Source organism: Rhodococcus sp. NPDC056743 (assembly GCF_042790355.1).
Taxonomy (GTDB): domain Bacteria; phylum Actinomycetota; class Actinomycetes; order Mycobacteriales; family Mycobacteriaceae; genus Rhodococcus_F.
Map to the genome: position 1 here is coordinate 426,251 of NZ_JBHTZI010000003.1, position 24,871 is coordinate 451,121.

The window sequence follows — 24,871 nt, forward strand, 5'->3', positions numbered from 1 at the left end:
GATGCCCACAACGGAAGACGATCACCCAACATGTCTGACACCAACTCAGGCGATTCGCACACTGCGTCGACGGAATACAACAACTCGTCGTCCACGATTGGCCGTGTCGCTCAAAACAGCATCTTCGAGCAATTTGCCCGTGCCGGCTTCATCGGGAGCGGCATCGTTCACCTGATCATCGGCTACATTGCAATTCGCCTCGCTCTCGGGGGCGCAGGAGGAACCGCAGACCAATCCGGGGCGATGGCGGAACTGGCAAACAAGCCGGGCGGGGGCGTAGCACTGTGGATCGGCGTCGTCGTGTTCGCTGCGATGGGCATGTGGCGGCTTGTCGAAGCCGTACTCGGCAGTTCCTCCAGACCTGATTCAGAAAGCACGCTGTCGCAGGTATTCGATCGAATAAAGGCGTTCTCTCTGGCGGCGGTCTATCTTGCTTTTGCATTCTCCGCGTGGGGATTCGCCCGTGGTATCGGTATATCCAGTAGCAGTCAGAGCACCGGGTTCACTGCGCGCCTGATGCAATCCGGTGCCGGCTCGGTCGCGCTCGTTGTCGGTGCGCTCGTCATTATCGCGATCGGTGGTTACCACGTATACAAAGGAGCCAGCCAGAACTTCCTCGAGGATCTCGAAGGTTCCACCAGTGATCTGGTTCGACGCCTGGGCACGATCGGCTACATCGCCAAGGGCCTTGCCATCGCGGCGATAGGTGTGCTGGTAATCCTTGCGGTGAGCCAATCCGCTCCCGACAAGTCTTCCGGCCTCGATGGCGCGCTGAAAACCCTCGGCGCCCAACCTTATGGAGTCGCACTCCTGGTAATTGCCGGCATCGGCATCATCACCTACGGTCTCTACTCCTTCGCCATGGCCCGGTCCGCCAAGATGTAGTCAACTCATCGTGATGAGTGAACGGCGGCATGATCCCTGGGTTCTCAAATGCTCTCCGGCAAAAGTCGATGGACAAAACGTACGGCTATGAGGTTGCATCGTGCCATGATGCGTTTCCAGTTCGAGCTGGTCCCGGTAGACGAGGTCGAACCATGGGGAGAGAACCGGAACCTGCACTGGTTCGGACTCACCGGGGGCTGGTACTGCCTCGATGTAAGTGGCATCGAGTTGCTGCGATATACCGAGCAGACCACAGCCAGGCGCTCCTCTGCTGGCAGGCGAACGGCCCCACCGTGGGCGGACTATTACGTGGCCCGCCTCTGGGAAGACATGCTGCAGGCGTTGCCCTACATCCTCGAATCTGTGCCGAATGATCTGGTGGATACAGTCACTACCGGGTGGTCCATCGACTTCGACGACATCGACAACGCAGAACTCCTCGACGACCCAGCGATCGACGCGGTAACCGACTCCTACGCTGATCGAAGCATCGATACGGGCTATCTGCGTTTCGGGCCCGAACTACAGTGGTGGCGCACACTCGAACCGGTGGACACCGTCAACGTGGAATGGCGGTTCCCTATCGACCCCGACCGCGAAATCGCATTCACTGCGCCGCTATCGGGTAGAGCGTCGGTCAGAACCGATGAATTTGTATCCGCGGTAACCGATTTCGACCGCCGCCTACTTGAAGCGATGCAGGTGCGGGTGGACACGATCGCCGCGGCCGGCGTTCCCCCGGAGATCGACATCGACGTCGCCAGTCTGATCCGGGAACAGGCCGAGCGGCGGACCTGGCTGACACAGGCGATGGCGCACCGCGTGAGCACTGATTGGGATGCGGTACGAGCAGGCATTTCGATCCTCGCGCGGCATTCACAGTGACCTCTGGGTTCGGTCATGACCGCACTCACACAGGAAGAAGTCCGGATGATCGGTTATCGCGAGTACCCCACAACCCCCTGCCGGTTATCGCGATGCCCTGATACTGCAATCGCCTTCGATCGGCTCTGAGCGGTTCCACCCGAGGCGCGAGCACCAGTTGTCGGTCGAAGGCAACTCGACCGCAGTCCAGATCAACTTCCGATCTAACAGCCGAATTACATTGTCACGCAGACAACCCGGATAAAATATCTACCTATGCTCGGCGCGTCGAGCGAGTTCAGTTTCACGTTGCTGCCTGGACTCGATCACTTCCGAAAGGTGTTGTTGAGACCACTCACAAGCAGCTTGCAGCGGTTGCGTGAGCGTGTATCCGAGTGGGGTTAATGCGTAGGTAACGTGGCGCGGCGACTCCGAATGCACTGTCCGACGGACAAATCCGTCACGCTCCATGGTTCGGAGAGATTCGGTGAGGACCTTCGGCGCAACATGCCGCATCGGGACTTGCATCTCGGAGAATCGCCGGGCTCCACCGAGGAGACAAAAGATGATCTGAGCATCCCATTTACCTCCTACCTGTATCGGAGGACGAACTGTCCCGCACGAGGCGAATAGTTCTGAATCCAGAGGTCCTGTCATGAAATCCACAATACGGACGTCGAGTCGCTTACGTTGCGGTAACCGAGGGGGTAGGTCCTACCGTGAACGAGTCCCGTCGCCACCTCGGTGACGCAGTCGAACGGAGAAATTAATGAGCCGGATTGTGTTGTTCGGAGCCGGAGGGCGAGCCGGTCGCCAAATCTGGCAACAGGCCCGTTCCCGCGGCCACGACGTGGTTGCGGTGCTGCGCAACCCAGCTACACACCCCGACATCGGTGGTGTCGCCGGTGACGTCACCAATGTCGCCGACGTACGTCGGCTCACGGCAGGGGCAGATGTGGTGATCAACGCCAGCGCTCGCATCGACACATCGCCGGACCAGTTCTTCGCCGCATCCACTCGTGCATTGATCGAAGGGCTGCAGGCTGGGCGCTTACTCGTGATCGGGATCGGAACAACTCTCGAACCGACACCGGGGATACGGCTGATCGACACGCCTGATTTTCCCGATGAAGCGAAGCCGTTCACCGTAGGCCACGCCCTCGAACTCGAACTCCTACAGCAGAGCCCGGGCGAACTCGATTGGGTGGTAGTCACGCCGCCTCCGGTGGTCCTGGCCGAGCACGCCGAAACCGGTGGCGCGCTTCTGGTCAATGCCGGTCCGGAACTTTTGGTTTCATCCGACCCAACCTTCACCTACACCGACCTCGCCGTCGCGACTGTTGACGAAATCGACAACGCGACACACCACCGAACACAGATCGCCGTGATCAGACGCTGAGAGTGAGTCCAGTTCGCCGGCCTCGCGCTGTGGCCGAAGGGGCGATACTCAGGTCGTCTTCGCGCCGAGAAGGAGTCAGCGGTGGAAAGGGACAGGCAATGTATCGACGGTATGCAGCACGGTCCTGTCTATCGATGTCGGTGCACGCACACTCACCGCAATTTCCGGTGGACTGCGTGGATTGGGATGATACGAGACCCCAGCAGTAGCCCCTCACCGAATGCGCGATGCTCTACGGGTTCCGAGCGGAGACTCCGGCATTGATTTCGAGGGTGATTCCCGAGACGTGCCGGGCCTGCTCGGATGCGAGGTACAGCACAGCGGCAGTGATGTCGGAAGTTTCGCTCCACGGCACCCGCATCGGGTTGAGACTCGCGTATCGACTTTGTACCTGGTCGCGGGTGGGGTTTGTGAGGTCGGGAGCGAAAAGCGAGTACATCGCTTCGTTGTGCACCATGTCTGTCGATACAGTTCCTGGACACACGGTATTGGCGGTCACTCCTGTTCCTGCTGTTTCGAGTGCCAAGGTTTTCGTCAATCCGATCACGCCCCATTTCGAGGCCGAATAGTGGCCGAGATTCGAGGCGCCGCCACGCCCGGCCGCGGAAGCGACGGTGATGATGCGTCCTGAGGCTTGTTCGATCATCGGCGGCGCGACGGCGCGGAGAGTGTTGAAGGTGCCGGTGAGGTTGATGTCAATCATCGTCGCCCACTGACGGTCGGTCAGTTCCCACACTTTTCCAAAGCTGACGACACCGGCGTTGGCAATGCAGATGTCCAGTCGGCCGAAGTCGTCCAGGCACTGGGCCACTACGGATTTCAGGCTTTCGCTGTCGCGGGTATCGACTTCGAAGGTCAGGCATCTGGATCCAGTTGCCTCGACCAGTCGCTGAGTATCCTTCAGGTCCTCGCCTCGAGCGAGTGGATACGGGATGGTCTCGGCGTCCGTGCAGCTGTCGAGTGCGATGACCGTCGCACCTCTTTCCGCTAGGGCCAGTGCATGTGCGCGGCCCTGACCGCGAGCGGCGCCCGTGATCAGGGCGATCTTTTCGGTGAACTCAGACATAGAAATTATCGTCCTTCCCCAATTGTCTTGTGTGAACCGAATCTCCTGGCGTGTGGATCCGGCGTGTTGCGTACTGCGAGGCGTGATTCTTTCGGGGCTCGTCGAGCGGGTGGTCAGAGTTTGTAGAAACGGCGTGCATTGTCCGCGTAGAACGCCTTCTGATCTGCATTCGATGCCTCGCCGATGATCTGCTCGAAAGATTCGATGAGCTGCCGAAAGGATCCGCCCATCGTCTCGATCGGCATGTTGGAACCGAAAGCTACTCGTTTCCAGCCGAATTGATCGATCGCAGCTTCTATCCATGGGCGCAACGTTGGTTCCGACAGATCGCCGGTGACCATGCCTAGGCCCGAGATCTTGCACAGCGCATTCGTCTGCTCCGCACATGCACGGATCGCCTCGTTCCACAGTGCGAAATCGGCAGCTGCGGTGGACTGCGGCCAACCGCAATGTTCTAACACCACCGTTAGATCCGGGTGGCGTTTCAACGCCGCGAGCCACCCTGCCATACCCCGCGGTTGGGCGACGAGATCGAACACATACCCTCCTTCATCGAGCCACCGCAGGACCGTATCCGCAGCAGAGCTGTCTGGTTCGAAGTCGTACAGCACCCGCACCCCACGAAACCTGGGGCTCTGCGCCTGCTCCTCGAGGTCGGCGACGAGCTCAGCCGACGACAGGGTGGAGTCGACAGTTCCAATCGTCACGAGATTCAACCCGGCCTGCTCGGCGAGAGTCTCGACCCATCGCTGCTCCTCGAGGTAGGCGCGCTCGGCCGTCGTAGCAGACACGTGAACGAAACCGCCCACAGTGAACTCGCCAGCAGCTTCGGTGTAGTCGGATACTGCGAAGTCTCGGAACAGATCCGTGCGATCAAGTTGCTCAGCCAGCCGGCTAAGGGCCGGATACCACGCATGGTCCGTCACGGACCACAAATGCATATGCGCATCGACGACATCAAACGTCATAACTCAGCTCCCAATGATTGTGTAAACCGTTCACCTCGTAGAGCATTGTTCGATGAACTCGACACAGCAATAGTGAGCTGATTCAACGAGATACGCCAACACTTTGCCCGCCTACATCTAGTCTGTTCACATGCTAGATGTGAGCCTGCGTGACCTCGAATACGTCGCAGCGCTGGAGACCGAACGCAACTTCACTCGCGCAGCTCAACGCGTGCACATTGCCCAGCCCGCATTCAGCCAAGCGATCCTGCGAATCGAACGCCGACTCGGAGTCACACTCTTCGACCGAACAAGTCGCACAGTCTCCCCGACTTCCGCAGGTGCGCTCCTGGCCGCCCGCGCACAGCAGATACTCATAGAAGTCACCGATGCCCTCGCCGCCACCCGGCGCGCAGGAGGTGCTCCACCGCCGGTGTTGCATGTGCATGTCTCAGAACCTTCATTGAAAATTCCCCGCGAGGTTCTCGCTCTACTGCGTACGGCCTTTCCCGATCAAGCGATCCGGCAAACAACTCAGCCACACAGCCAAGTCCGTGAAGGGCTCGTCAACGGCTCACTGACACTCTCGGTCGGAGAAGTCGTACGTGCTCCGGGCATACAAACGAAACTGCTCGCACGTGAATTCGTCGGAGCGATCCTCGCCGCCGAACATCCGCTTGCACTCAAGAGCGTAATCAACCTATCCGATCTCGCTACTTACCCGATCGTGTCAATCGACGACACACTCAGCCGATGGAACACTCTCGTTGAAAGGGCCTTCGAATCCGCGGGCGTTGCACTTACATGGAGCCGCACCACAACCTTTGGTGCGGCGACCGGCGCAGACACTGTAGACGACAACCGCACCGTTCTCGTCTGCGTCGAATCCATGGCGACCGTACAACCATCTCACCGATTATGGCGACCGATAACCCCAACCCTCAGCACCGACTGGTACATCAACGGACGGGATGACACAACCACGGATCGGATAATCGAAACCGTCACCACCGAACTCGCCGGCCACGAGCAATGACAGTCCCAACGAAGAGAGAGCACGATTCCGAGACTGTTTGAAGAAATACTCTGGTCGGTATCGCGGGCCGAGTTTGCGTTGTTTCTGTTGTCTCGCAATGAGATATGTAGAGATCGTCCGTGACGAATCCGGCCGGCGGGCGGATCGCGCGCCAAGCTACACAGACTCGGCAACTATACTGCCGCCGCGTTCGCAGGCGGCGCGGGTTCGCATCTATCCGAAGCTGCATATTCTGCCTGTTCGGTGTCCGCGCATAAACGCGAGTTTCATTCGTCTCAGAGGCCACCGATTAATCGAAGAATCCGAGACTCACCGGAATTCGCAAGCGACACCGAATCCGAAAGGCCAGGTGACTCGGAATCTACAATCAGTGTGTTCAGCTGTGCCAGTCTCGCTGCGGCGGTAATAGTAGCGACGGGCCGTACAACCTAGCATGGGTCGATGAAGATCGACCGAATTCCCGCCGGAGCCCAAAACCCCCGTATGAGCGTCTTGACTCGTGCTCGACTAAGTGACGTTCAGGACATCGATGACATTCTGACGCTGGTGTCCGCAGAACGAGCCGCACATCTCGACGCCAGAGTCTTCATCACCCTCGACGATCTTGCCCAAGCGTCGTATACGAGCATGCACGCCGGCGAGGCCGATGATCTCGAAGTCGCGACAGACGATCTCGATTTTCTGAACGACATAGACGCTCAACGGCGCTTCGAACTCCGGCAGGTTGCTCATGTGGCGGCTCAGCTCACCAAGAGCGAACTGATACCGAGCTGGGGCGAGCTACACGGCACTCGAGAATGCCCTCCCGACTGCATCGACCGAATGGCCGAAGTCAACGACGCACCGTCCACTATTCTCGACGACGAAATCCGCGTTCTCCATGTGCCGGTCCGCGACAGCTTGGCGGCAATCGCAGGCTTCCCGAATGGGTACTTCAGCGTCGACTGGGACACGTTCCAGAACTACACCGTCACCCGTCATCTCGCCGACGCCTACGGATATCGCCCACTTGGTATCGGCGCTTCCTGGATTGGATTCGAACGGAATACGCCGTTGTCCCTCATTCAGGCGAACGAGCTCATCGAGGAGTTGAAGCCCATCTACGGCAGTATTGACGCGCTTGGATGGGCTCGCCTCGTGAACACCCTGACTCGCAGGCGGACACTCTTCCTCGGCTATACCGAGAACTTCGCCGACTGAGAGACAGTGGGCCTGGTCCAGCTCCGGGTCGGTAACGGTTGACCCGGAACCGCTCTTGTTTACCTGTCTCGCGTGCAGAGTCAGCGGCGACCTCGATCAGGCCGGCGCTTGCAGCGCCGTCAACAGAGATCTCTTCCGTATGACGAATCCCAGTGATTCGTACAGCCTGATCGCATTCGTATTCGATTGCACCGCATGAAGAAACGGCAATTCGCCGCGCTCACGAATTCCGGCCGCAACTGCTCGGATCAGCGTCGTACCAAATCCTCGCCCACGAAAATCTCCGTCGGTGCAGACGGCACTGATTTCCGTCCATCCCGGAGGATGCAGTCGCTCTCCCGCCATGGCCACAAGTCTGCCGTCGACACGGATACCGTAGTAGCTCCCCATCTCGACCGTACGAGGAAGAAAGGGTCCGGGTTTAGTACGTTCGATCAGCGCCAGAATCTCGGGAACATCACGTGTTCCGAGAAGTTCGACGGAGGCATCGACGGATACCTCGAGCGCAGAACCATCCATCTGTACCGATCCGAACTGATCAACCACAGTCCACCCACTCGGAGGCTGGTGATCGAATCCTCGCAATCCCACGGTGCCGCCCGGACCGACCAGTCGACGCAAGTCCTCCCAGTCTTTTCCTTCCAACTCGGGTGGATGACCAACGAAAGGGGCCACTGTGGGGGCGTATCGCGCGACTCTGCCTGCCCACTGGGCGAATTTGGCGTGGTGGCCGCGAAGACTCTGCCGCACCGGGTCATCCAGTGGATGAGAATCCGCTGCCACGTCGGCAGTCTCGACAAATGACGCGAAGGTCGCCTCCGTGGTCATCGAACCTCTTCCTGCCGTGCATGGGGTTAACGGCGTTTGCCTTCGTAACCACGTTAGAAACAGATGATGTCGATGTCGCCGGATAAAATCAAGATGATTTCGGCTCCTAGCTTTTGAAGGCAGTCGAAATCTAGTGCGCCGGTCCTGAAGTCGTCGAGAAGCGGAACGAGCATCCTCCTGATCGCGATGCCTCGCGCGGTGGGAATCACTCCAAAATTGACGGCGACTTAGCCGTAGGTCCGGTGCCGAAATGCGGGAGAGGTCAGCGATGGGCCTCAGCGGTTGACGCAGCGCGGCCAGAGGGTGCGGCGCGGCCAGAGGGTGGAAGACGCAAAGGGGGTACGGCGTCGATCGACAGGCTGTGGCTTCGAATCCCGCGGAGTCAGGTCGATCTGAGCGTCGCGAACGCCAAATTGAGGAAGTCGACAGGGCGCGTGTTGTCATCGGACTCTGCCCAGGTAGTCAGGGCGAGATCGAAGCACACAAGCGCCGATGGCCCAGAACATCGAAGCCGCCGACGTGACGCTCACCGATGAAGACCTCGCCCGCATTGCCTCAATCGCAAACACCGGAAGCATCGCCAACCGCGGTTCCTGAAGTTGAAAGTCTTCAAGGGTGACAAGTCTGCGGGTACTGCAGTCGGCCGAAGACCGTCTCGCGCTCGGAACTTGGTCGGCATTGAATCCGTCGCTACGCTGAACAGCTTACCCGACGCGAATGCAACTACTCTGAAATGGTGTGATGAGAGACTCCAGTTGTGCATAATTGCCGATTGGCCAACTCCCCCAATTCTGTTGCACCACAATGCCAAACGCGCTAGGTAGACGCCCGTCGTCGTCCATCCAGAGCATCCATCTGTTCCATGCATCCGGTCGGCATCTGTTCCTCCATCGCAACGAACTGCGTTTTGGATATTCGCTGAGGTGGCGTAGTCGCAGCTCGGGTGTCGTGCCGCGAGGATAGGCGGGTAATCCATAATCGGGAGATGCCGGTGACGCCAGAAGTTACAGCCGAACGTATAGCGGAGATGGTGCATGAAAGATACCCGAGCGAACTGAACGAACGGCATGAAGAAATTTCTTACATCATCGCTACTGGTCAACAACACGCGCAACGAGTCGATTTGAATCGAGAAGGTGGACGACTCCGCCCGGCGATCACACTTCCAGACGCCTCTGTCCGTTTTGAATTTGCTTACGCTTACGCAGGTCGCCACGGAACTCTCGGAATGTCCAATAGAGTACTAATATTCCAAGCAGTGATCATCGGTTACAACGCTATCAATGGGCAGACAGTTGCGCTCCCCGAAAACGAAGCAGAAGGCTGGGCCCGAGCGGTTCTCGGGCCAGAGTTCTGCAATCATGCCTATAAAGTCGAGGGACCGGTCGGACGCCCGAGGAAAAGGCGAAGCTTCCCCGTCCTTGTAGACAGAGAGCACGGTCCGATAGCGACTCTCCCAGATTTTGATTGGAGCGGGATCATCCTCGAGAAAATCGAACCAAACAGACGCCTTCGAACCGTTCCACTAATTTCTGATTGAACACACCGAATAGCCTGTCCTGAACGCCAGCGACCAGTCGCCTCTGCCTAGCGGCATTCACATGGAGCCCAGAACGCTCTCAGCTCCCTTCTGCGGGTTTGGGTCTGCGTTTTGACCATCGATATACCGGACGATGTGCAATAGCCAGATTCATCGCCTGCAAATGTCGGTATCAGAAACCTACGGTACGGTCGGTCATGTCATCAATTCAACTTCCCACCCGTCGCCGACCACCGGGAATGTTGACAGCTGTGTGCACTCTCGTCTTGTCGCTCGGCATCGTCTTCACCGTGATCGATTGGTGGCCCGGCGCGGGTCACAGCGTGGACGCACTCACCGATCTGCTGATCCTGCTGGCGGTCGGGACTCTGCTTCTTGTCACCGGAATCGTCTGGGCTGTCAAGACTTTTGGCATCGTATGCCAGGATCGCCGATGGTCGTGGTGGGTTGTTCCCGCCCCGACCATCGTCCTGACTGCTCTGGTGATCGTCCTACTCGTCCCCGCACCGTCATTCCAGTCCGCACGCGACGACTTCGAGATGGCGGTGCGGAATCTTCCAGACACGTCGGAATCCACCGCGGGCACTGACGTTTCCGTCGGTCCTTTCACAATGTCGATGATCACCAAGCATCCCGCGGGGACGGTCTATTTCCACCACGCTGATCAGGGGTGGTTCCGCTCGGCCGGCGGTTGGGTGTACTCACCCGGCGGCCGACCGGCGGGCGACGAGTATTACGAGAAGTTCGAAGTCACGCATATCGACGGCCCGTGGTACGAATTCCGTGGCACCCTGCCAACTTGGTAGAACACGTACATGCTGCTTCGATGAGAAGGGTGGGGACAATCAAGGTCATGCACGAAACCCGGAAAGATCAACTAGTGCCACGACGGACCGTAGTCCTCATCGCGTTTCTACCCGTTTTGCCAATCGTTGGGCTACTTGGCATGCGGTGGGACCAGACGAAATGGCTGTCCCGGATGACCGGTCCTGATGAGCTTCTCGTCGGAGGTTTACTGACGATGCTGCTAGCGGCGACTGGGCTGTTGTGGATGATTTCCACGCTCCGTGTCGTCGGCGAGGATAGACGTTGGTCATGGTGGATTACCGTCGCCCCGACTGTAGTGATTGCTGGAGCACTTTTGTATCTCACTGTTCCGGGCTCCTGATCCCAAGGGAACCAGCAATCGAAACGCACTCTCAGATCGTTCCTGCGGTTTCGAATGTGCGTTTGACCATCGAAAAAACGGACTGCCTCAACGTTCAGTGGCCTCCAGCGGCAACCACCTGGCACCTTGAATTCATAACTGTGAGCTGATGCCTGCGTCGCTAACTCGATGCCCCTGCACTCGCCTACGCCGACGCGACTGGCAACGTCTCTCTGGCCGCCGATCGTCCCGCCGTCTGGATACAAGGCGAGGCGCGGACGCCGATCCGAGCGGCCCTTGAGCGAGTCAGATCCAACATCCCGCGCTTCGAGCCCGAGATTTATCCCGGCACAGAGCATGGCATAGTCGGAAAGATGCCTGGTGTGCTGGTCGAACGGATCCTCACCTTCGCCCAGCAGTACGACTACGAGCCAGCCGGACCAGACCTCCAGTGCGAGTGGTTGACAATCCTCGAGCTGCGGCGCGGCCCGAGAAACGTTCGGTATCATCACTTTTGGCGCGGAGGAAAGTGAGGGCGGGTCGAGACGAATACGTCCCCGACGCGATGCGGTCAACCCACATCGATCACGCAGCCATCCTGGCGATCTGCGTAGAGAGCTGCGATCGTGTCCGCGTATTTGGTTGCGATCGGCTTGCGCCGCAATTTCATCGTCGGTGTCAGTTCATCACCGCCGGGAATCCACGCTGACGGGACAATCGAAAATCGTTTGACCTGTTCGACTCTGGATAATTTGGCATTTCCTGCCTTGACGGCCAGTGTCGCTTCTTCAACGATCTTCGGGTTTTCTGCCAGATCTGCGAGTTGCGCTCCGGGGACGCCGAAGGTTTGTGCTCGCAGGTCAGCTACATCTGGGTCCAATGTGACCAGCGCCGTGACGTATCGCTGATTGTTGCCGATAGCGACCACTTGAGCAATCAACGAAGAGGACGCTTTCACTGCGTTCTCGATATTGTTGGGTGCCAGATTCTTTCCCGACGAATTGATGATGAGTTCTTTCTTGCGGTCGACGATGGTCAGGTTGCCGTCGTCGTCGAATTTCCCGATATCGCCAGTCGCCATCCAGCCGTCCGAGTCGATGGTTTCAGCGGTCCTTTCCGGCTGATTGCGGTATCCCCGCATAACGATTGGTCCACGCACCAGTACTTCACCGTCATCGGCAAGTCTGATCTCTACACCCGCGATTGGTTTGCCAACTGTCCCGATCTTCAGATTGTCGGCTGTGGTCATGGCGCCTAGGCCGACGGTTTCCGACATCCCCCAGATCTCGAGCAACGGAATGCCCAAGCCCATGAAGTACTCGAGGATCTCCACGGGAATGGCTGCTGCCCCAGTGAAAGCCAACCTGAGCTGATCGAACCCGAGGGCGGTCCGTACCTTCGAAGACACCAAGGTGTCAGCCACCCGGTATCGCAGTTGTAAAGCTCGCCCACGTGGTGTCTCATTCAGATCTGCTCGTGCTGCTCGCGCCCCCACGTCGAAGGACCAGGCTGCCAATTTCGATGTGACCGGGTTGGTCTCCGCTGCCAGCTTTGCCTCAATTCCAGCCTTGATCTTCATCCAGACCCGTGGAACACCAACGAACATGGTCGGCCGTACATCGGTCAGCGCAGACATCAATTCGCGCAGATCCCCGACCGACGTGATCTGCACACCAAAGAACTGGTTCGCTCCGTTCGTCGACACCCGATCGGCTATGTGCGCCGCCGGCAGGTACGAGATAGCCCGATCGTCGAATCCGAGGTCGAACCCGGCCATGGCCCGGGCGGCACCGATCACGTTGCGGTGCGTAATTTCCACGCCTTTGGGAGGGCCGGTGGTGCCTGAGGTGTAGATCAGAGTGATCACATCATCCGGCTCAACCGATTGCCATGACGCCTCGAAGTCGAAGTCGGCAACCGGATTCGATTCAACGTCCGTCAACTCGATTGCTCCTTTGACCGGACTGTCCACGGTGATGATGTGCTCGAAAGGCACACCAGAGGCCGTGATCGGCGGCATGAACACCTGCTCGGTGACGACCACCTTGTTGCCGGCACTGGTGAACAGAAATTCGAGTTGTTCTGGCGCACTGGTGTTGTATACCGAGAACGGGATCGCCCCTAGATGCATGATCGCAGTGTCGACTAGGTGAAACTCCGGCCGGTTGGTCAGCATAAGCCCGACGGTATCGCCCCGCCGAACACCTAGTTTTGCGAGTCCACCGGCGATCGTCTCGACGCGTTGAGCGTATTCACGCCAGGTCACCTCCTGACGTCCACCAGGAGTCCGCAACGCGACTCTGTCCGGGTGCATCCGCACGGTGTTTTGGAACGCCTCTACCGCGGTACGCACCTTGTCACCCGACTGGTGGACAAAAACTAGGTCACCGGCGTTGTCAATCATCATCGCTCCTGGCTTCATCGAAATCTATTGGCGAAGTTGAGGATTCAGAAGAGTCGACGCAGGATCTTCACTGAACGTGCAGTGTAGGGCGGGTAGATCACCTTCAAGTCAGGCTTGAATGGCTTGACCAGCACGGACTTGCGATGGCTGAAGGCCTGAAAGCCCCACTTTCCGTGGTAGGCACCCATCCCGCTTGCGCCGACACCACCGAACGGCAATTGCGGCGCCATCGCGTGCACGGCCGCATGATTTACCACTGCCCCACCAGAACTGATCGCATTCACAAGCTTTGTCACCACGGTCCGTGAACTCGTGAAGTAATAGGCAGCCAGTGGCTTGGGTCGCGCGTTTACGAATGCAATCGCTTCGTCAATCGAATCCACGGCCAGCACAGGCAGAATCGGACCGAATATCTCCCCCCTCATCACAGCGTCGTCAGGATCGGGATCGGCGATCACAGTCGGTTCTATCGTCAGAGTTTCACGATCCGATCCACCGCCGAACACGATTCGTCCGGAGGTGTCGGCGAGGCTGTCGGCGAGCCTGTCGAATTGGCGCTCGTTCACAATCCGCAACCCCCGACCTCGCTGATCGGCGCGAAACTGCGTCAGGGTGTCGGTGATACCACGCACCAATTCCTCGTGAATCGACCGCTCAGCGAGCACATAGTCAGGCGCAAGGCACGTCTGTCCAGAGTTGAACAACTTCGTCCACGCAACGCGTCTGGCTACTACCTCCAAATCGGCGTCGGATGCGACAACGACCGGACTCTTGCCGCCGAGTTCGAGGAGTACCGGAGTCAAATGTGGTGCCGCTCCTTCCAAGATTCTGCGTCCGATCTCAGTGCCACCCGTGAACAACACCTGGTCAAGGCCTTGGGACAGAAGTTCCTGAGTCACCTGCGCATCGCCTTCGATAACTACAACGGCCTCCGGATCGACGTACCGCGGCAGCCAGTACGACAACAATGCAGACGTCGCGGGAGCCACCTCCGACGGTTTGACGACGGCTACGTTGCCCGCGGCCAGTGCTGCAACAAGTGGGATGAGAGCGAGGTGGACAGGATAATTCCAGGGCCCGATTATCAAGACGACCCCGAGCGGTTCGTACTGCACCCAGCCGACCGCCGGCAGTTGATTCAGCGGGAGCGGTTGTGGTCGCCGCCGCATCCATCGCCGCACCCGTTTTCGCGCGTAGACAGCCTCCGCCTTGACTAGTGCGATATCAGCGAACCACGCTTCCGTGCCGCTGCGGTCGAGATCCTTCGCAAGTGCGGACACAATTTCCGGCTCGCGTTCGTCGAGAAACCGTTCGATTCCCTTGATCTGCCTTATGCGCCAGTCGGCATTTCGGGTCCGGCCACCGGCGAACACTTCTCGAAGCTGCGCCACGATAGGGGCTACATCAGATTTCTCGGATGGACTTTTGGGATGATTGGTGAGTGTCATGTGCATCTCCGTCAGATCGAAGATCTGGACATGCCGATGCGAAGAGCACCCGCTGTGCTCGTGCGTCGCCAACACCGACATGTCCAGCGTATCGATCCGAGTGGTTCCACGCGATGACTAGGAACGGATCACTGCATTCGCTATACTGCTGCAAGAAGTTCGACGTTGGATCCGAAACTCGCGACAGCCCGCTTGTGCTGAAAACTGTTCAGGCACAAAGAATCACCACGATTTCGAGATTGACCATGAGCGGCTATCGCTGATAGCGAGCCAGTACTGCGCGACGTCGACGATCGAGCACTGATTTCCGTTTGTCCGCCGAGATCCGTTCGACGCCGGCTAATTCCTGTTCCAGATCGGAGAATTTCACTACTTTTACCGTCGGCGTCGGCAGATCGTCACTCTCGGCAAGCCACCACCGGTAGACGCACCTGATGAATCGATTTCCCGCGGTGTCAAGCCAGTTGGCCACACCGGGATCTCGATGCGCGACAACGGCACGAAAGACACCGTTGTCGAGTGTGGCTTGATGTCCGTTCAGCGATGTCTGACGGAACGTGTAATCCAGCGACTGGCCCCAGTAGTCACCCAGGTGGATGTTCCAGAAATGGCATGCCGGCGGTGACACCTCGAGGATCACTGCCTCGTCGTCTGCGATCTCGAAACTCCCACCACCGTAGGCGATATACCCGGAATCGGACGCGTACGTGTCACTCACCGGTGGTTGTGTGCGGAGGACGTTGACATTGCCACTGCGGGCGGCATACATCGCTGCCCAGTAGTCCGAGTATCCGTCGACGAATTCGCCGACTCGTGCCACCTGACTTGCGATCACCACGGGGTCGGCGATCGGACCGCTGCCCGTCTCGTCCAGACGCTCGATCGAAATATGATAGGGCTCTTCGTTTTCCCAGTCATAGAAGTACTGCCTGATCATCAGCTTCGTTGCCGCCGGATCCATCGCCAACCAATTCCCAGCATATGACTCCGCGCTGATGATCACATCGAAATTGCCGTCTGCATCCAAGGTAATGCCGCCGGGATTCGATATTGCCCCCAACGTACCGCCGGTGGCGGCTTTGAACGCTGTAGCAAAATCTCTCCGCGCCAGTGCTTCGCGATCGAGGTTCTCGTAGAGATTGACGGAGTCGTACAACGTCAATCCCAGATATCTTGCCCGCCCGCCGGTGCCGGTAAGTCGATACGTGCCTTTCACGTCGAGCGTGGCGTGACCGAACAGGCAGTCCGGCGACTCCGTCGCGTACCGCTTCGTATTGTCTTGAAGATGACCGACTTCCGGATACTCGGGGTCAGCACTGAACACCATCTGCTCGAGTCCCGCGTTGAGAAGATTCAGCAGGTAACGATAGCCGGCCGAACGCATCTTCGGATCTGCGGCTACCGGATCACCTGCAATCAAGTCGCCGGCCGAGCGGAGGTCGTCGCACAGTTTCGCCCACGCCGCGTCGAGATTGTCGTTGGCAGGTTCAGTGATGGAAACAGCGTCCATGTTTGCTCATTTCTGTTGACAGTCAGAATGATTGAGGGGCCGACAATGCTTCGACGGCCACCGCCCGGAGATGATCGATGTAGACGTCGAAAGTACTTACGGCAGCGCCAATTCCGAGTACGCGACGCTTGGTGTATATAGCTATCGCCGAGAACGCCATGTTGTACACCATCTCGACCCGCTCGGTGGCAACATCCTCCGGCAGGTGCGCCAGAGCGGCCACCAGCCGCTGATGGATCTCCCGATTGGCGTTTCCGGGGGAATCGAGGTCTGCGCTGAAATAGTCCACCGTGGGAAGAAGTCTCACAATGAACTCGGCATAGTTCGCACCGTCCTCGGACGTGCCCACTGAGGAGGCAAACGGAATGATCGACGCATCGACAAGCGCGCGTAGATCGTGCCCCCGCCCCTCCGCGTCCAGCACTTCGAGGAAATCGCGTCGCGCCTGCGCAATCGCCACCATTCGGCGACGAAACACTTCGATCAGCAGCTGATCGCGGCCACCGAAGTGATACTGGACTGCGGACGTATTACGTTGTCCTGCAACGCTAGCCACATCTCTCATTGAAAGCGCGTCTACGCCCGCAGTGCCCAGCAGCCGTTCCGCGACGTCGACCATTGCACTTTTTGGATTTACATTCTCGGAGTCCACTGAAGGCATGCATGGACGGTATAACGCACTGCATTAGATGTCAATGCAGTGCGTTAATCAAGGAGAATATTCCGGCTACGCCTCGGCGATCGAGATTCCGACAGTCCCGGTCTTGCCGCGACGAAGGAGACTGCCCTTCATCGTGAGCCAGCCGATAATGCCGTAACGACGGGCAATCGCGTCACGGGCGCGATCAGTGCCAGGGCCATCGAGGATTTCCGCCTTCGCGGGCACCGGTTCACCCTTGGGATTGCCGCGGGCATCGCACGCAGCGACAGTCACTGAAGAGTTCCGCTTGATCCGCTTCACCTTGTAGGAATCGGTCACCGTCCACATCAGCAATCGTTCACCGTCAACGGCAGCCCATAGTGGCGTTGCCACGGGCGTGCCGTCCTTGCGGAAAGTGGTGAGTAGGACGTACTTGGATTCTGTCACTCGCTCGAAGTCTGGGGTCACCTGTCGAGAATAGGTGCGAAGAAGCGAAATTGCCGCCATCGCCTCAAGTCGCAACAAACTCCTGTGATTCATCGGTTCGGGACATGCCCGAAGCCCGAAATTGACTCAATCATTGCAACGAAGCCTCACCGACACCGAGACGACGTTGCGCTGCGCGCAGAATTGATCGCCACATGTTTCATCGGGGTGACGCGGCATTCCCGTCATCTAACGATTCACGCGCTTAGGTCTGCGGTCCTTGTTCTACAAGTCTCGTTGACTGCGTGAATGACGCGAACTGCGCCGACCCACACAAGAGCACTGCCGAACACGTGTAATGCAACAAGCAACTCAGGAAGGTTCGTCAGACTCTGCGCTCCACACCTACACACTTTCCCGGTAAGCGGATTCGATCCATGTCGACTGATATCAAGGGCAGATGAAGTTCAATCTCGCTGTGACCGCGATTCTGGCTCTCTGTTGCATCGTTGTTGTCGGCCGGCTGGCGGCGAGCGTGATGAACGCCCATGACGCAAAGTTCTTGCTGCTGCTTGCGTGCATCGTGAGCGCGGCGATGGTGTCGATCTGGCGCACGGTGAACCACGGTCAGGAACCAGCAACATTCGCGGCAGTCACCTATCTGGCATTTGGTTCGATCGTCGTGGTCGCAGAAGCGCTCGCTGGCGACCCCACCCGCGCTGTGATCACGGCAATTGCACTGCCGATTCTTCCGGTCTACGTCGTCTCCGATCCGCGAATGCGTCGTTGGGTCAATGAACGTGCCCGCTATCCCAGCTCGCGCGAAGGAAGTTAAGGCTAGCGGGCAGCCGTCGACGCGATTCGCCTCGATCGGAAGCGGCTGTTGGCGACGGGGTTCTCGTTCATCTGCGCTGTCACTCGAGAAGAGTGCTCGTGTGGAACATGGCACCTGCTCGTACCAGTGCGTTGCTCGCGCATCTCTGGGAACACCTCCCGCAGCGCCGACCAGAATCCCAGCGCTCCGTCCCCGACCGCGGGTACCTGGGCACACCGCGACTGGCGGCAATCGCGTAGCAGATCGGTCCGGGAAGCGATGTGCGTCGTCGACTTGCGAGAGATACCGCTACCCGAAGGCATTCGCCTCGTCCGGCCGCTGGGACAGGAACCTGTCCCAAATCCCACCATGTCCGATTGCTGTCCCACTTTCAGTCGCTTGCGGCAGTGGCTGATGACTCGAGATCCAGTCACCTTTCCGCGACTTTCCAGTTTGCCCGTATTGCCCCATTTTAGGATGCATATCCCGATAGTCGCGGGAACATAACTCGAGCTCGAGCTATTCTGTCGTTACCTATGTCTTCGAGGTACCGGGAGTTGAGCTTTTCATCATGCAGCGTCGAAGTTTCTTGAAGGCGGCAGGAGTTGGCGCAGCGGCTGCCGCCACGACGACACTGGCGTCCACGGCTGTGAGCCGGGCGACGCCGCGACACGCCCTCCCGATGGGCGTCGACCACTACCGCAACCTCGTTCCCGAACTATTTTCCCCTTCCCCAGTCCCCCTGCAGCATTCGGAAGCCATCGTCATCGGCTCCGGATTCGGCGCCTGTACTACTGCACTTCGGCTCGCGCAGAGCGGAACTCAGGTCACAGTATTGGAGCGTGGACTTCGATGGCCTCACGATCCGTATCGTGAAATCCATACCTCGGACCTTCTCGCTGATGGCCGCGGCGTGTTTCGCCGCACGTCGTTCACCAACCTCACCGGGATTCCCGTTGCGTGTGATTACTTCAGTGGAGTTCTCGACGCGACCGACTACGAAAACATGTCAGTTTGGCGCGGCGCCGCGGTCGGTGGGGGCTCCGTCATTTTCACCGGCGTCATGATCGCGCCCGAGCGCAGATTCTTCGACGCAGTGTTCGGTAGCTCTTTGAACTACGACGAAATGTCGTCTACGTGGTATCCCAAGGTTCGCCAGATGTTGCGCCTGAGCCCGCTGCCCGAAGATCTTTACCAAACGTCGAACTTCGGTCATTCGCGTCGGTGGGATCAGGATGCCCGCCGCGCCGGCTTCGATCCGCATCGCATCGACGGCATCTGGAACTGGGACGTTGTGCGTTCCGAACTGAGCGGCGGCTCACGCCCGTCCGCAACCGTCGGCGACACCAACATGGGCAACTCCAACGGCGCCAAATTCGATCTCACCCAGAACTACATCCCTGCCGCCGAAGCGACGGGAAAGACCACGGTGTGCTTCGGGCATCAGGTGTTGAGCATTGGTCGTGAGACGGATGGACGATACGTCGTCGACGTCGAATCGAGCGATCCCACGGGCGCAGTTCTGAATAGGCGCACCGTGACGTGCGATCGTCTTTTCCTCGGCGCTGGGTCCATCGGAACGTCCGAACTACTTGTCCGCGCTCAGGCGACCGGCGCGCTGCCGAATCTCAACGAGCACATCGGCAAAGGGTGGGGCACCAACGGAGACGGCGCGATGGTGCGATCCTTCGGGTTCAGCGACGGCTCAGCGCAGGCTGCACCTTCAGCGTCACGCATCGTCGACGAAACCGGGCTGCCGCTGTCACTCGAAAACTGGCATGCGGCCGGGGTGCCGGTGAACATCGGCATGCTTTCCAGCCTGGGCATGACCCTCGACCCTCAACGCGCCGATTTCAGCTTCGACGCCCACGCAAACCGAGTAGTTCTCAACTGGCCGAAGAATGGCAGCGCGGCCACGATCGATGCGTTGCGTGCTGTGCAGAACAAAATGGCCTTTGCAGGTTCCACACTGCCCTCGGCATTGCCGTTTGCACAGGACGTCAATTGCTCGTTCACCGCGCATCCTCTCGGCGGCGCGGTCCTGGGTAAGGCCACCGACAGTTATGGCCGAGTCAAGGGGTACGAGGGCCTGTACGTCATGGACGGCGCAGTAATCCCTGGTAGCACGGGCACGGTCAATCCGTCGTTGACCATTACAGCGCTAGCCGAGCGCAACATCGCGGAGATCATCAACTCGAAGCGCTGAGGCGAGCTAGGAACTGAACGGATGGTCTCGGACGCCGATCAACACCCGGCAATCGGATGAGATCAGCCAGAAATTGTCATCGGCCTGGATTTCGAACAACCCCTCCTCGAGGCGAACGAGAGCCCGTGGGGTCCACTGCTCGAGAGTCTGTCGAATTATGGCGTCGACGTCGTCGCCGGGAGCCGTCAGCATATGTAGACGGGCGTAGGCCTGACGGACCCGCACGGTCAGATGCACCGAAGCCGGGTCGAAGGTGTCGGCAAAGTCGTCCGCCGACACCGGCGGACCCAACTCCGGGCGTGACGCTCCCGAACCGTCGCGACTGCGGCTCGAGAATCGAGACTTGACCCCGCTCTTGACCTGCTCCCACGTCCGCTCACGGTGGATAGTCGAATATCCCGTAATCGTGCCTCGATCGGGCGAGAGCACGACGTCGAAACCGTTGCGGGACAGCCGCAGGTAACCACCGCTCGACGGTTTACGGGCAGACTTCAACAAGAAGTCCTCGAGCATGTTGCGCAGCTGGAATTCCGCTGCCCGCTCGTCTCCGCCGTGGTGGTAGCGGAAGCTGTCCGTAGCGCGGACTGTAACCCGGACGTCGTGGACATCCTCGACCGAGATGTCGCCGACCGGCAGGTCTTGTGACATGCGGATGTGTTTGGCCGTGCCGTGCGGAACACCTACCGATTCAGGGGCGCCCGACTGCTCGGCCCGCAGAAATCCGTCGCACCCGTCCGCGCGGCACCAACCGTCGACGTACTCGGTCTGGTTGGTGCAGCGGACGCCGTCCCGTCGGAAACGTGTGCAAACTGGCATTCCGCCATTATGGGTCGAAGGACCGACAAAGGTCGGTAACTACTCCCCTTCGAGCTCACCTTCGGTTTCCAGATACACCTGACGCAACCCGTCGAGCGTCTTCTGCTCCGGGTGCTCCCACATCTTGCGCTCAGCAGCTTCGAGAAGTCGTTCGGCGATACCGTGCAGTGCCCACGGGTTGGACTGCGTCATGAACTTCTGGTTCTGCTCGTCCAGGACATACGTTTCGGCAAGCTTCTCGTACATCCAGTCCGCGACAACGTTGGTGGTGGCGTCGTATCCGAAGAGATAATCGACAGTCGCGGCCATCTCGAAAGCGCCCTTGTACCCGTGCCGACGCATAGCGTCGAGCCACCGCGGATTGACGACGCGAGCGCGGAACACTCGTGCCGTTTCCTCCGAAAGTGTGCGGGTGCGAACCGATTCGGGCCGGGTGCTGTCGCCGATGTATGCCTCAGGAGACTTCCCGGTCAGCGCACGCACCGTTGCGACCATGCCACCGTGGTACTGGAAGTAGTCGTCGGAATCCGCGATGTCGTGCTCACGGGTGTCAGTGTTCTTGGCCGCCACGTTGATTCGACGGTACGCGCTGCGCATGTCGTCGGCGGCGGGGATTCCGTCGAGGCCGCGGCCGTACGCAAAACCGCCCCACGTGGTGTAGACGTCGGCGAGGTCGTCGTCGCCGCGCCAGGTCTTGGAGTCGATGAGTTGCAGCAGACCAGCGCCGTAGGTTCCGGGCTTGGAGCCGAAAATACGCGTGGTTGCACGCCGCGCGTCACCGTGTTCGGCAAGATCTGCCTGTGCGTGGGCGCGGATGTAGTTCTGCTCATCCGTCTCGTCCAGCGCTGCGACCAATTGCACTGCGTCGTCGAGTAGCGCCAGGACATGCGGGAACGCGTCGCGGAAGAACCCGGAGATGCGGACCGTAACGTCGATCCGCGGGCGGCCGAGTTCTTCGAGATCGATAACCTCGAGGTTGACGACGCGTCGGCTGGCTTCGTCCCAGACGGGGCGAACACCCAGGAGCGCAAACACTTCGGCGATGTCGTCGCCGGAGGTGCGCATAGCGGCGGTACCCCACACCGACAGACCCACCGAGCGCGGGTACTCCCCGTGATCGGCCAGGTAGCGGGCGGCGAGGGACTCCGCCATTGCCTGACCGGTCTCCCACGCCAAACGCGACGGAACTGCTTTGGGATCCACCGAGTAGAAATTGCGACCGGTGGGAAGGACGTTGATCAGGCCGCGCAGCGGTGAGCCACTCGGGCCGGCCGCGATGAATCCGCCGTCAAGTGCGTGCAGCACCTGCTTGATCTCGCCGGAGGTCTGGCGCAGACGCGGCACCACCTCGGTGGCTGCGAACTGCAGAATCTTCACGACGGTCGGATCGTCGCTGAGTCCTTGCGCAGCAGCGGGATTCCACTCGGCCTCCGACATGGCACGGACCAGCGCGTGCGCCTTCGCCTCGATGTCGTCGACGCGGTTACGCGATTCGTCGCCGCCCTCGCTCAAACCGAGTGCTTCGCGAAGACCGGGAACGCTCTGCTCGCCGCCCCACATCTGGCGGGCCCGCAGCATGGCGAGTACCAGTTCGATCTCGGCGTCACCTTCGGGTGCGCGGCCGAGAATGTGCAGGCCGTCGCGGATCTGAACGTCCTTGATCTCGCACAGCCAGCCGTCGACGTGCAGGAGCATGTCGTCGAACACGTCTTCTTCCGGACGCTCGGCAAGCCCGAGGTCGTGGTCCATCTTGGCTGCACGCATCAGCGTCCAGATCTGCTGGCGGATAGCCGGCAGCTTGGACGGGTCGAGCGCGGAAATGTTGGAGTGCTCGTCGAGCAATTGCTCGAGGCGGGAGATGTCGCCATAGCTCTCGGCGCGAGCCATCGGCGGGATCAGGTGATCGACCAGCGTCGCGTGCGCGCGACGCTTTGCCTGCGTTCCCTCTCCCGGGTCGTTGACGAGGAAGGGGTAGATCAGCGGCAGGTCACCGAGCGCCGCGTCGGTACCGCAACTGCTGGACATGCCCAGTGTCTTGCCTGGCAGCCATTCGAGGTTGCCGTGCTTGCCCAGGTGAACAACTGCGTCGGCACCGAATCCGCCGTTGTCCGGGGTCGCAGCGATCCAGCGGTACGCGGCGAGGTAGTGGTGGCTCGGCGGCAGATCGGGATCGTGGTAGATCGCGACAGGCTTCTCACCGAAACCCCGAGGCGGCTGGACCATGAGCACGATGTTGTTGAATCGCAGTGCCGCGATGACGATTTCGCCGTCCGGATCCTGCGAGCGATCGACGTACAACTCGCCGGGCGCTTCGCCCCAATGCTCTTCGACGCCGCCGCGCAGATCTTCAGGCAAAGTGGCGAACCACTCGCGGTACTGCGCTGCCGAAATGCGGATCGGGTTGCCCTCGAGCTGCTCGGCCGTGAGCCAGTCGGGATCCTGCCCACCCGCGGCGATGAGGGCGTGGATCAGCGCGTCGCCATCCTTGGCGGCCAACCCGGGAACAGCGTCCGGGCCGTCGACGGGGCCGAGGTCGTAACCGGCGCTGCGCATTTCGGTCAGCAGATCGATCGCGCTGGCAGGTGTGTCGAGACCCACGGCATTGCCGATGCGAGCATGCTTGGTCGGGTATGCCGACAGCATCAACGCCACACGGCGCTCGGTGGTCGGGATATGACGCAACTTGCCGTGACGCACCGCGATGCCGGCGACGCGGGCTGCGCGTTCCGGATCCGGCATGTACGTGGACAGTCCGTCGGAATCGATTTCCTTGAACGAGAACGGCACCGTGATGATGCGTCCGTCGAATTCGGGGACCGCAACCTGAGTTGCGACATCGAGCGGCGACAGTCCGTCGTCGTTGGCATCCCACGTAGCGCGGCTGCTGGTCAGGCACAGTCCCTGCAAAATCGGAACATCCAACGCGGCGAGCGCTGCCACGTCCCAGGCCTCGTCGTCGCCGCCCGCGGACGCCGTAGCCGGCTTGGTTCCGCCGGCCGCGAGGACCGTCACGACCATGGCATCGGCGCGGCGGAGCGTGGTCAGCAATTCGGCTTCGGCGCTGCGCAACGACGCGCAGTAGATCGGCAGCGCAGTGCCGCCGGCATCGGCAATCGCGTCGCAGAGTGCCTGGACGTAGCGGGTATTACCGGCGAGGTGCTGGGCGCGGTAGTAGAGAACCGCGATAACGGGACCACTGCTGTCGGTGATGACGGGAGCAAAATCAGCGATTCCCCACGACGGCAACCGCGTCGGAGCCTCGAAGCCGTGGCCGGTGAGCAGCACCGTGTCTGACAGGAAGTGGTGCAGCTGCGCCAGGTTGTCCGCGCCGCCTTCGGCCAGGTAGTTGTGCGCTTCAGCAGCCACGCCCGGGGAGACTGTCGAGCACTCCATGAGGTCGGCATCCGGTGCGTGTTCGCCGCCGAGCACTACAACGGGCAGGCCACTGGCCAGCACCATGTCCAGGCCGTCTTCCCAGCTCCTACGGCTGCCGAGGATGCGCACGATCACGAGGTCGACACCGTCGAGCAATCCCGGTAGGTCCTCGGAAACCAGCAGGCGAGAGGGGTTTGCCCAGCGATACGAGACACCGTCGCCGTTGTCCTGACTTGCGCGAGCACTCAGCAGATCGGTGTCGGACGTCGAGAGCAGAAGAATCACAGGTGAAACCTTCCTGGGGTTTCGCGCCCCGTGAA

At 59.8% G+C, this 24,871-nt stretch carries 19 protein-coding genes and 1 pseudogene; 8 read left to right on the forward strand and 12 right to left on the reverse strand.

The features are described from left to right. The first annotated feature begins 30 nt into the window (after positions 1 to 30). Together ACFRFQ_RS09235 and ACFRFQ_RS09240 are read left to right on the forward strand one after the other, a co-directional pair. A complete protein-coding gene (locus tag ACFRFQ_RS09235) occupies positions 31 to 885 on the forward strand; it encodes a DUF1206 domain-containing protein (protein WP_378655948.1) in 855 nt (284 codons plus the stop codon). Between the two features lie 87 nt (positions 886 to 972). Next, positions 973 to 1,770, forward strand: a complete 798-nt coding sequence (locus ACFRFQ_RS09240) for a DUF5984 family protein (protein WP_378655951.1) — start codon at positions 973 to 975, stop codon at positions 1,768 to 1,770. A gap of 249 nt (positions 1,771 to 2,019) precedes the next feature. Here the strand turns inward: ACFRFQ_RS09240 and ACFRFQ_RS09245 are convergent, their stop codons facing one another. After that, positions 2,020 to 2,406: a winged helix-turn-helix transcriptional regulator gene (locus ACFRFQ_RS09245; RefSeq protein ID WP_378655953.1), complete on the reverse strand. Its 387-nt coding sequence runs from the start codon at positions 2,404 to 2,406 to the stop codon at positions 2,020 to 2,022. Between the two features lie 112 nt (positions 2,407 to 2,518). On the opposite strand from ACFRFQ_RS09245, the gene ACFRFQ_RS09250 reads away from it, so the two are divergent. Further along, a complete protein-coding gene (locus ACFRFQ_RS09250; protein ID WP_378655956.1) occupies positions 2,519 to 3,148 on the forward strand; it encodes an NAD(P)-dependent oxidoreductase in 630 nt (209 codons plus the stop codon). A gap of 232 nt (positions 3,149 to 3,380) precedes the next feature. Here the strand turns inward: ACFRFQ_RS09250 and ACFRFQ_RS09255 are convergent, their stop codons facing one another. Both ACFRFQ_RS09255 and ACFRFQ_RS09260 read right to left on the reverse strand, forming a co-directional pair. Continuing rightward, positions 3,381 to 4,214 carry a mycofactocin-coupled SDR family oxidoreductase gene (locus ACFRFQ_RS09255; RefSeq protein ID WP_378655958.1) on the reverse strand — a complete coding sequence of 278 codons (834 nt, stop codon included), beginning with the start codon at positions 4,212 to 4,214 and terminating at the stop codon, positions 3,381 to 3,383. A gap of 113 nt (positions 4,215 to 4,327) precedes the next feature. Beyond that, on the reverse strand, positions 4,328 to 5,182 hold the full coding sequence (locus tag ACFRFQ_RS09260; protein WP_378655961.1) for an amidohydrolase family protein: 855 nt from the start codon (positions 5,180 to 5,182) through the stop codon (positions 4,328 to 4,330). 130 nt (positions 5,183 to 5,312) lie between these two features. Here ACFRFQ_RS09260 and ACFRFQ_RS09265 point away from each other — a divergent pair, with 130 nt between their 5' ends. Next, a complete protein-coding gene (locus tag ACFRFQ_RS09265) occupies positions 5,313 to 6,197 on the forward strand; it encodes a LysR family transcriptional regulator (protein WP_378655963.1) in 885 nt (294 codons plus the stop codon). A 441-nt stretch (positions 6,198 to 6,638) separates the two neighbouring features. Next, positions 6,639 to 7,397 carry a hypothetical protein gene (locus ACFRFQ_RS09270; protein ID WP_378655965.1) on the forward strand — a complete coding sequence of 253 codons (759 nt, stop codon included), beginning with the start codon at positions 6,639 to 6,641 and terminating at the stop codon, positions 7,395 to 7,397. A 96-nt stretch (positions 7,398 to 7,493) separates the two neighbouring features. On the opposite strand, the gene ACFRFQ_RS09275 is transcribed toward ACFRFQ_RS09270, so the two are convergent. Next, a complete protein-coding gene (locus ACFRFQ_RS09275; protein WP_378655968.1) occupies positions 7,494 to 8,225 on the reverse strand; it encodes a GNAT family N-acetyltransferase in 732 nt (243 codons plus the stop codon). Between the two features lie 1,737 nt (positions 8,226 to 9,962). Between ACFRFQ_RS09275 and ACFRFQ_RS09280 the strand changes: the two genes are divergently transcribed. Beyond that, positions 9,963 to 10,571: a DUF1109 domain-containing protein gene (locus ACFRFQ_RS09280; RefSeq protein ID WP_378655970.1), complete on the forward strand. Its 609-nt coding sequence runs from the start codon at positions 9,963 to 9,965 to the stop codon at positions 10,569 to 10,571. 912 nt (positions 10,572 to 11,483) lie between these two features. Here the strand turns inward: ACFRFQ_RS09280 and ACFRFQ_RS09285 are convergent. From ACFRFQ_RS09285 to ACFRFQ_RS09305, 5 genes are all read right to left on the reverse strand, one after another. Continuing rightward, a complete protein-coding gene (locus tag ACFRFQ_RS09285; protein ID WP_378655973.1) occupies positions 11,484 to 13,319 on the reverse strand; it encodes an AMP-dependent synthetase/ligase in 1,836 nt (611 codons plus the stop codon). A 41-nt stretch (positions 13,320 to 13,360) separates the two neighbouring features. Further along, on the reverse strand, positions 13,361 to 14,764 hold the full coding sequence (locus ACFRFQ_RS09290) for an aldehyde dehydrogenase family protein (RefSeq protein WP_378655975.1): 1,404 nt from the start codon (positions 14,762 to 14,764) through the stop codon (positions 13,361 to 13,363). Positions 14,765 to 15,017: 253 nt separating this feature from the next. Then, positions 15,018 to 16,274, reverse strand: coding sequence for a DUF1214 domain-containing protein (locus tag ACFRFQ_RS09295; protein ID WP_378655977.1), 1,257 nt, complete (start codon positions 16,272 to 16,274; stop codon positions 15,018 to 15,020). 22 nt (positions 16,275 to 16,296) lie between these two features. After that, positions 16,297 to 16,935: a TetR/AcrR family transcriptional regulator gene (locus ACFRFQ_RS09300; protein WP_378655979.1), complete on the reverse strand. Its 639-nt coding sequence runs from the start codon at positions 16,933 to 16,935 to the stop codon at positions 16,297 to 16,299. A 66-nt stretch (positions 16,936 to 17,001) separates the two neighbouring features. Beyond that, positions 17,002 to 17,421: a PPOX class F420-dependent oxidoreductase gene (locus ACFRFQ_RS09305; RefSeq protein ID WP_378656324.1), complete on the reverse strand. Its 420-nt coding sequence runs from the start codon at positions 17,419 to 17,421 to the stop codon at positions 17,002 to 17,004. A 379-nt stretch (positions 17,422 to 17,800) separates the two neighbouring features. Between ACFRFQ_RS09305 and ACFRFQ_RS09310 the strand changes: the two genes are divergently transcribed. Next, positions 17,801 to 18,175 (forward strand): hypothetical protein, encoded by a 375-nt coding sequence (locus ACFRFQ_RS09310; RefSeq protein ID WP_378655981.1) that lies wholly within the window; start codon positions 17,801 to 17,803, stop codon positions 18,173 to 18,175. A gap of 128 nt (positions 18,176 to 18,303) precedes the next feature. Here ACFRFQ_RS09310 and ACFRFQ_RS09315 read toward each other — a convergent pair. Continuing rightward, positions 18,304 to 18,429 (reverse strand): annotated as a pseudogene (locus ACFRFQ_RS09315) (IS256 family transposase); the annotation flags it as partial. 296 nt (positions 18,430 to 18,725) lie between these two features. Between ACFRFQ_RS09315 and ACFRFQ_RS09320 the strand changes: the two are divergent. Next, on the forward strand, positions 18,726 to 20,360 hold the full coding sequence (locus ACFRFQ_RS09320; RefSeq protein WP_378655983.1) for a GMC oxidoreductase: 1,635 nt from the start codon (positions 18,726 to 18,728) through the stop codon (positions 20,358 to 20,360). A 6-nt stretch (positions 20,361 to 20,366) separates the two neighbouring features. Here ACFRFQ_RS09320 and ACFRFQ_RS09325 read toward each other — a convergent pair whose 3' ends face one another. Beyond that, positions 20,367 to 21,176, reverse strand: coding sequence for a hypothetical protein (locus tag ACFRFQ_RS09325; RefSeq protein WP_378655985.1), 810 nt, complete (start codon positions 21,174 to 21,176; stop codon positions 20,367 to 20,369). A 39-nt stretch (positions 21,177 to 21,215) separates the two neighbouring features. Further along, positions 21,216 to 24,836, reverse strand: a complete 3,621-nt coding sequence (gene cobN, locus ACFRFQ_RS09330; protein ID WP_378655988.1) for a cobaltochelatase subunit CobN — start codon at positions 24,834 to 24,836, stop codon at positions 21,216 to 21,218. Between the last annotated feature and the right edge of the window lie 35 nt (positions 24,837 to 24,871).

Excerpts from the sequence above, each read along its gene's own strand:
- ACFRFQ_RS09235 (WP_378655948.1), top strand. The coding sequence starts at position 31 with ATGTCTGACACCAACTCAGGCGATTCGCACACTGCGTCGACGGAATAC.
- ACFRFQ_RS09240 (WP_378655951.1), top strand. The coding sequence starts at position 973 with ATGAGGTTGCATCGTGCCATGATGCGTTTCCAGTTCGAGCTGGTCCCG.
- ACFRFQ_RS09245 (WP_378655953.1), bottom strand. The coding sequence starts at position 2,406 with ATGACAGGACCTCTGGATTCAGAACTATTCGCCTCGTGCGGGACAGTT.
- ACFRFQ_RS09250 (WP_378655956.1), top strand. The coding sequence starts at position 2,519 with ATGAGCCGGATTGTGTTGTTCGGAGCCGGAGGGCGAGCCGGTCGCCAA.
- ACFRFQ_RS09255 (WP_378655958.1), bottom strand. The coding sequence starts at position 4,214 with ATGTCTGAGTTCACCGAAAAGATCGCCCTGATCACGGGCGCCGCTCGC.
- ACFRFQ_RS09260 (WP_378655961.1), bottom strand. The coding sequence starts at position 5,182 with ATGACGTTTGATGTCGTCGATGCGCATATGCATTTGTGGTCCGTGACG.
- ACFRFQ_RS09265 (WP_378655963.1), top strand. The coding sequence starts at position 5,313 with ATGCTAGATGTGAGCCTGCGTGACCTCGAATACGTCGCAGCGCTGGAG.
- ACFRFQ_RS09270 (WP_378655965.1), top strand. The coding sequence starts at position 6,639 with ATGAAGATCGACCGAATTCCCGCCGGAGCCCAAAACCCCCGTATGAGC.
- ACFRFQ_RS09275 (WP_378655968.1), bottom strand. The coding sequence starts at position 8,225 with ATGACCACGGAGGCGACCTTCGCGTCATTTGTCGAGACTGCCGACGTG.
- ACFRFQ_RS09280 (WP_378655970.1), top strand. The coding sequence starts at position 9,963 with ATGTCATCAATTCAACTTCCCACCCGTCGCCGACCACCGGGAATGTTG.
- ACFRFQ_RS09285 (WP_378655973.1), bottom strand. The coding sequence starts at position 13,319 with ATGATGATTGACAACGCCGGTGACCTAGTTTTTGTCCACCAGTCGGGT.
- ACFRFQ_RS09290 (WP_378655975.1), bottom strand. The coding sequence starts at position 14,764 with ATGACACTCACCAATCATCCCAAAAGTCCATCCGAGAAATCTGATGTA.
- ACFRFQ_RS09295 (WP_378655977.1), bottom strand. The coding sequence starts at position 16,274 with ATGGACGCTGTTTCCATCACTGAACCTGCCAACGACAATCTCGACGCG.
- ACFRFQ_RS09300 (WP_378655979.1), bottom strand. The coding sequence starts at position 16,935 with ATGCCTTCAGTGGACTCCGAGAATGTAAATCCAAAAAGTGCAATGGTC.
- ACFRFQ_RS09305 (WP_378656324.1), bottom strand. The coding sequence starts at position 17,421 with ATGGCGGCAATTTCGCTTCTTCGCACCTATTCTCGACAGGTGACCCCA.
- ACFRFQ_RS09310 (WP_378655981.1), top strand. The coding sequence starts at position 17,801 with ATGAAGTTCAATCTCGCTGTGACCGCGATTCTGGCTCTCTGTTGCATC.
- ACFRFQ_RS09320 (WP_378655983.1), top strand. The coding sequence starts at position 18,726 with ATGCAGCGTCGAAGTTTCTTGAAGGCGGCAGGAGTTGGCGCAGCGGCT.
- ACFRFQ_RS09325 (WP_378655985.1), bottom strand. The coding sequence starts at position 21,176 with ATGCCAGTTTGCACACGTTTCCGACGGGACGGCGTCCGCTGCACCAAC.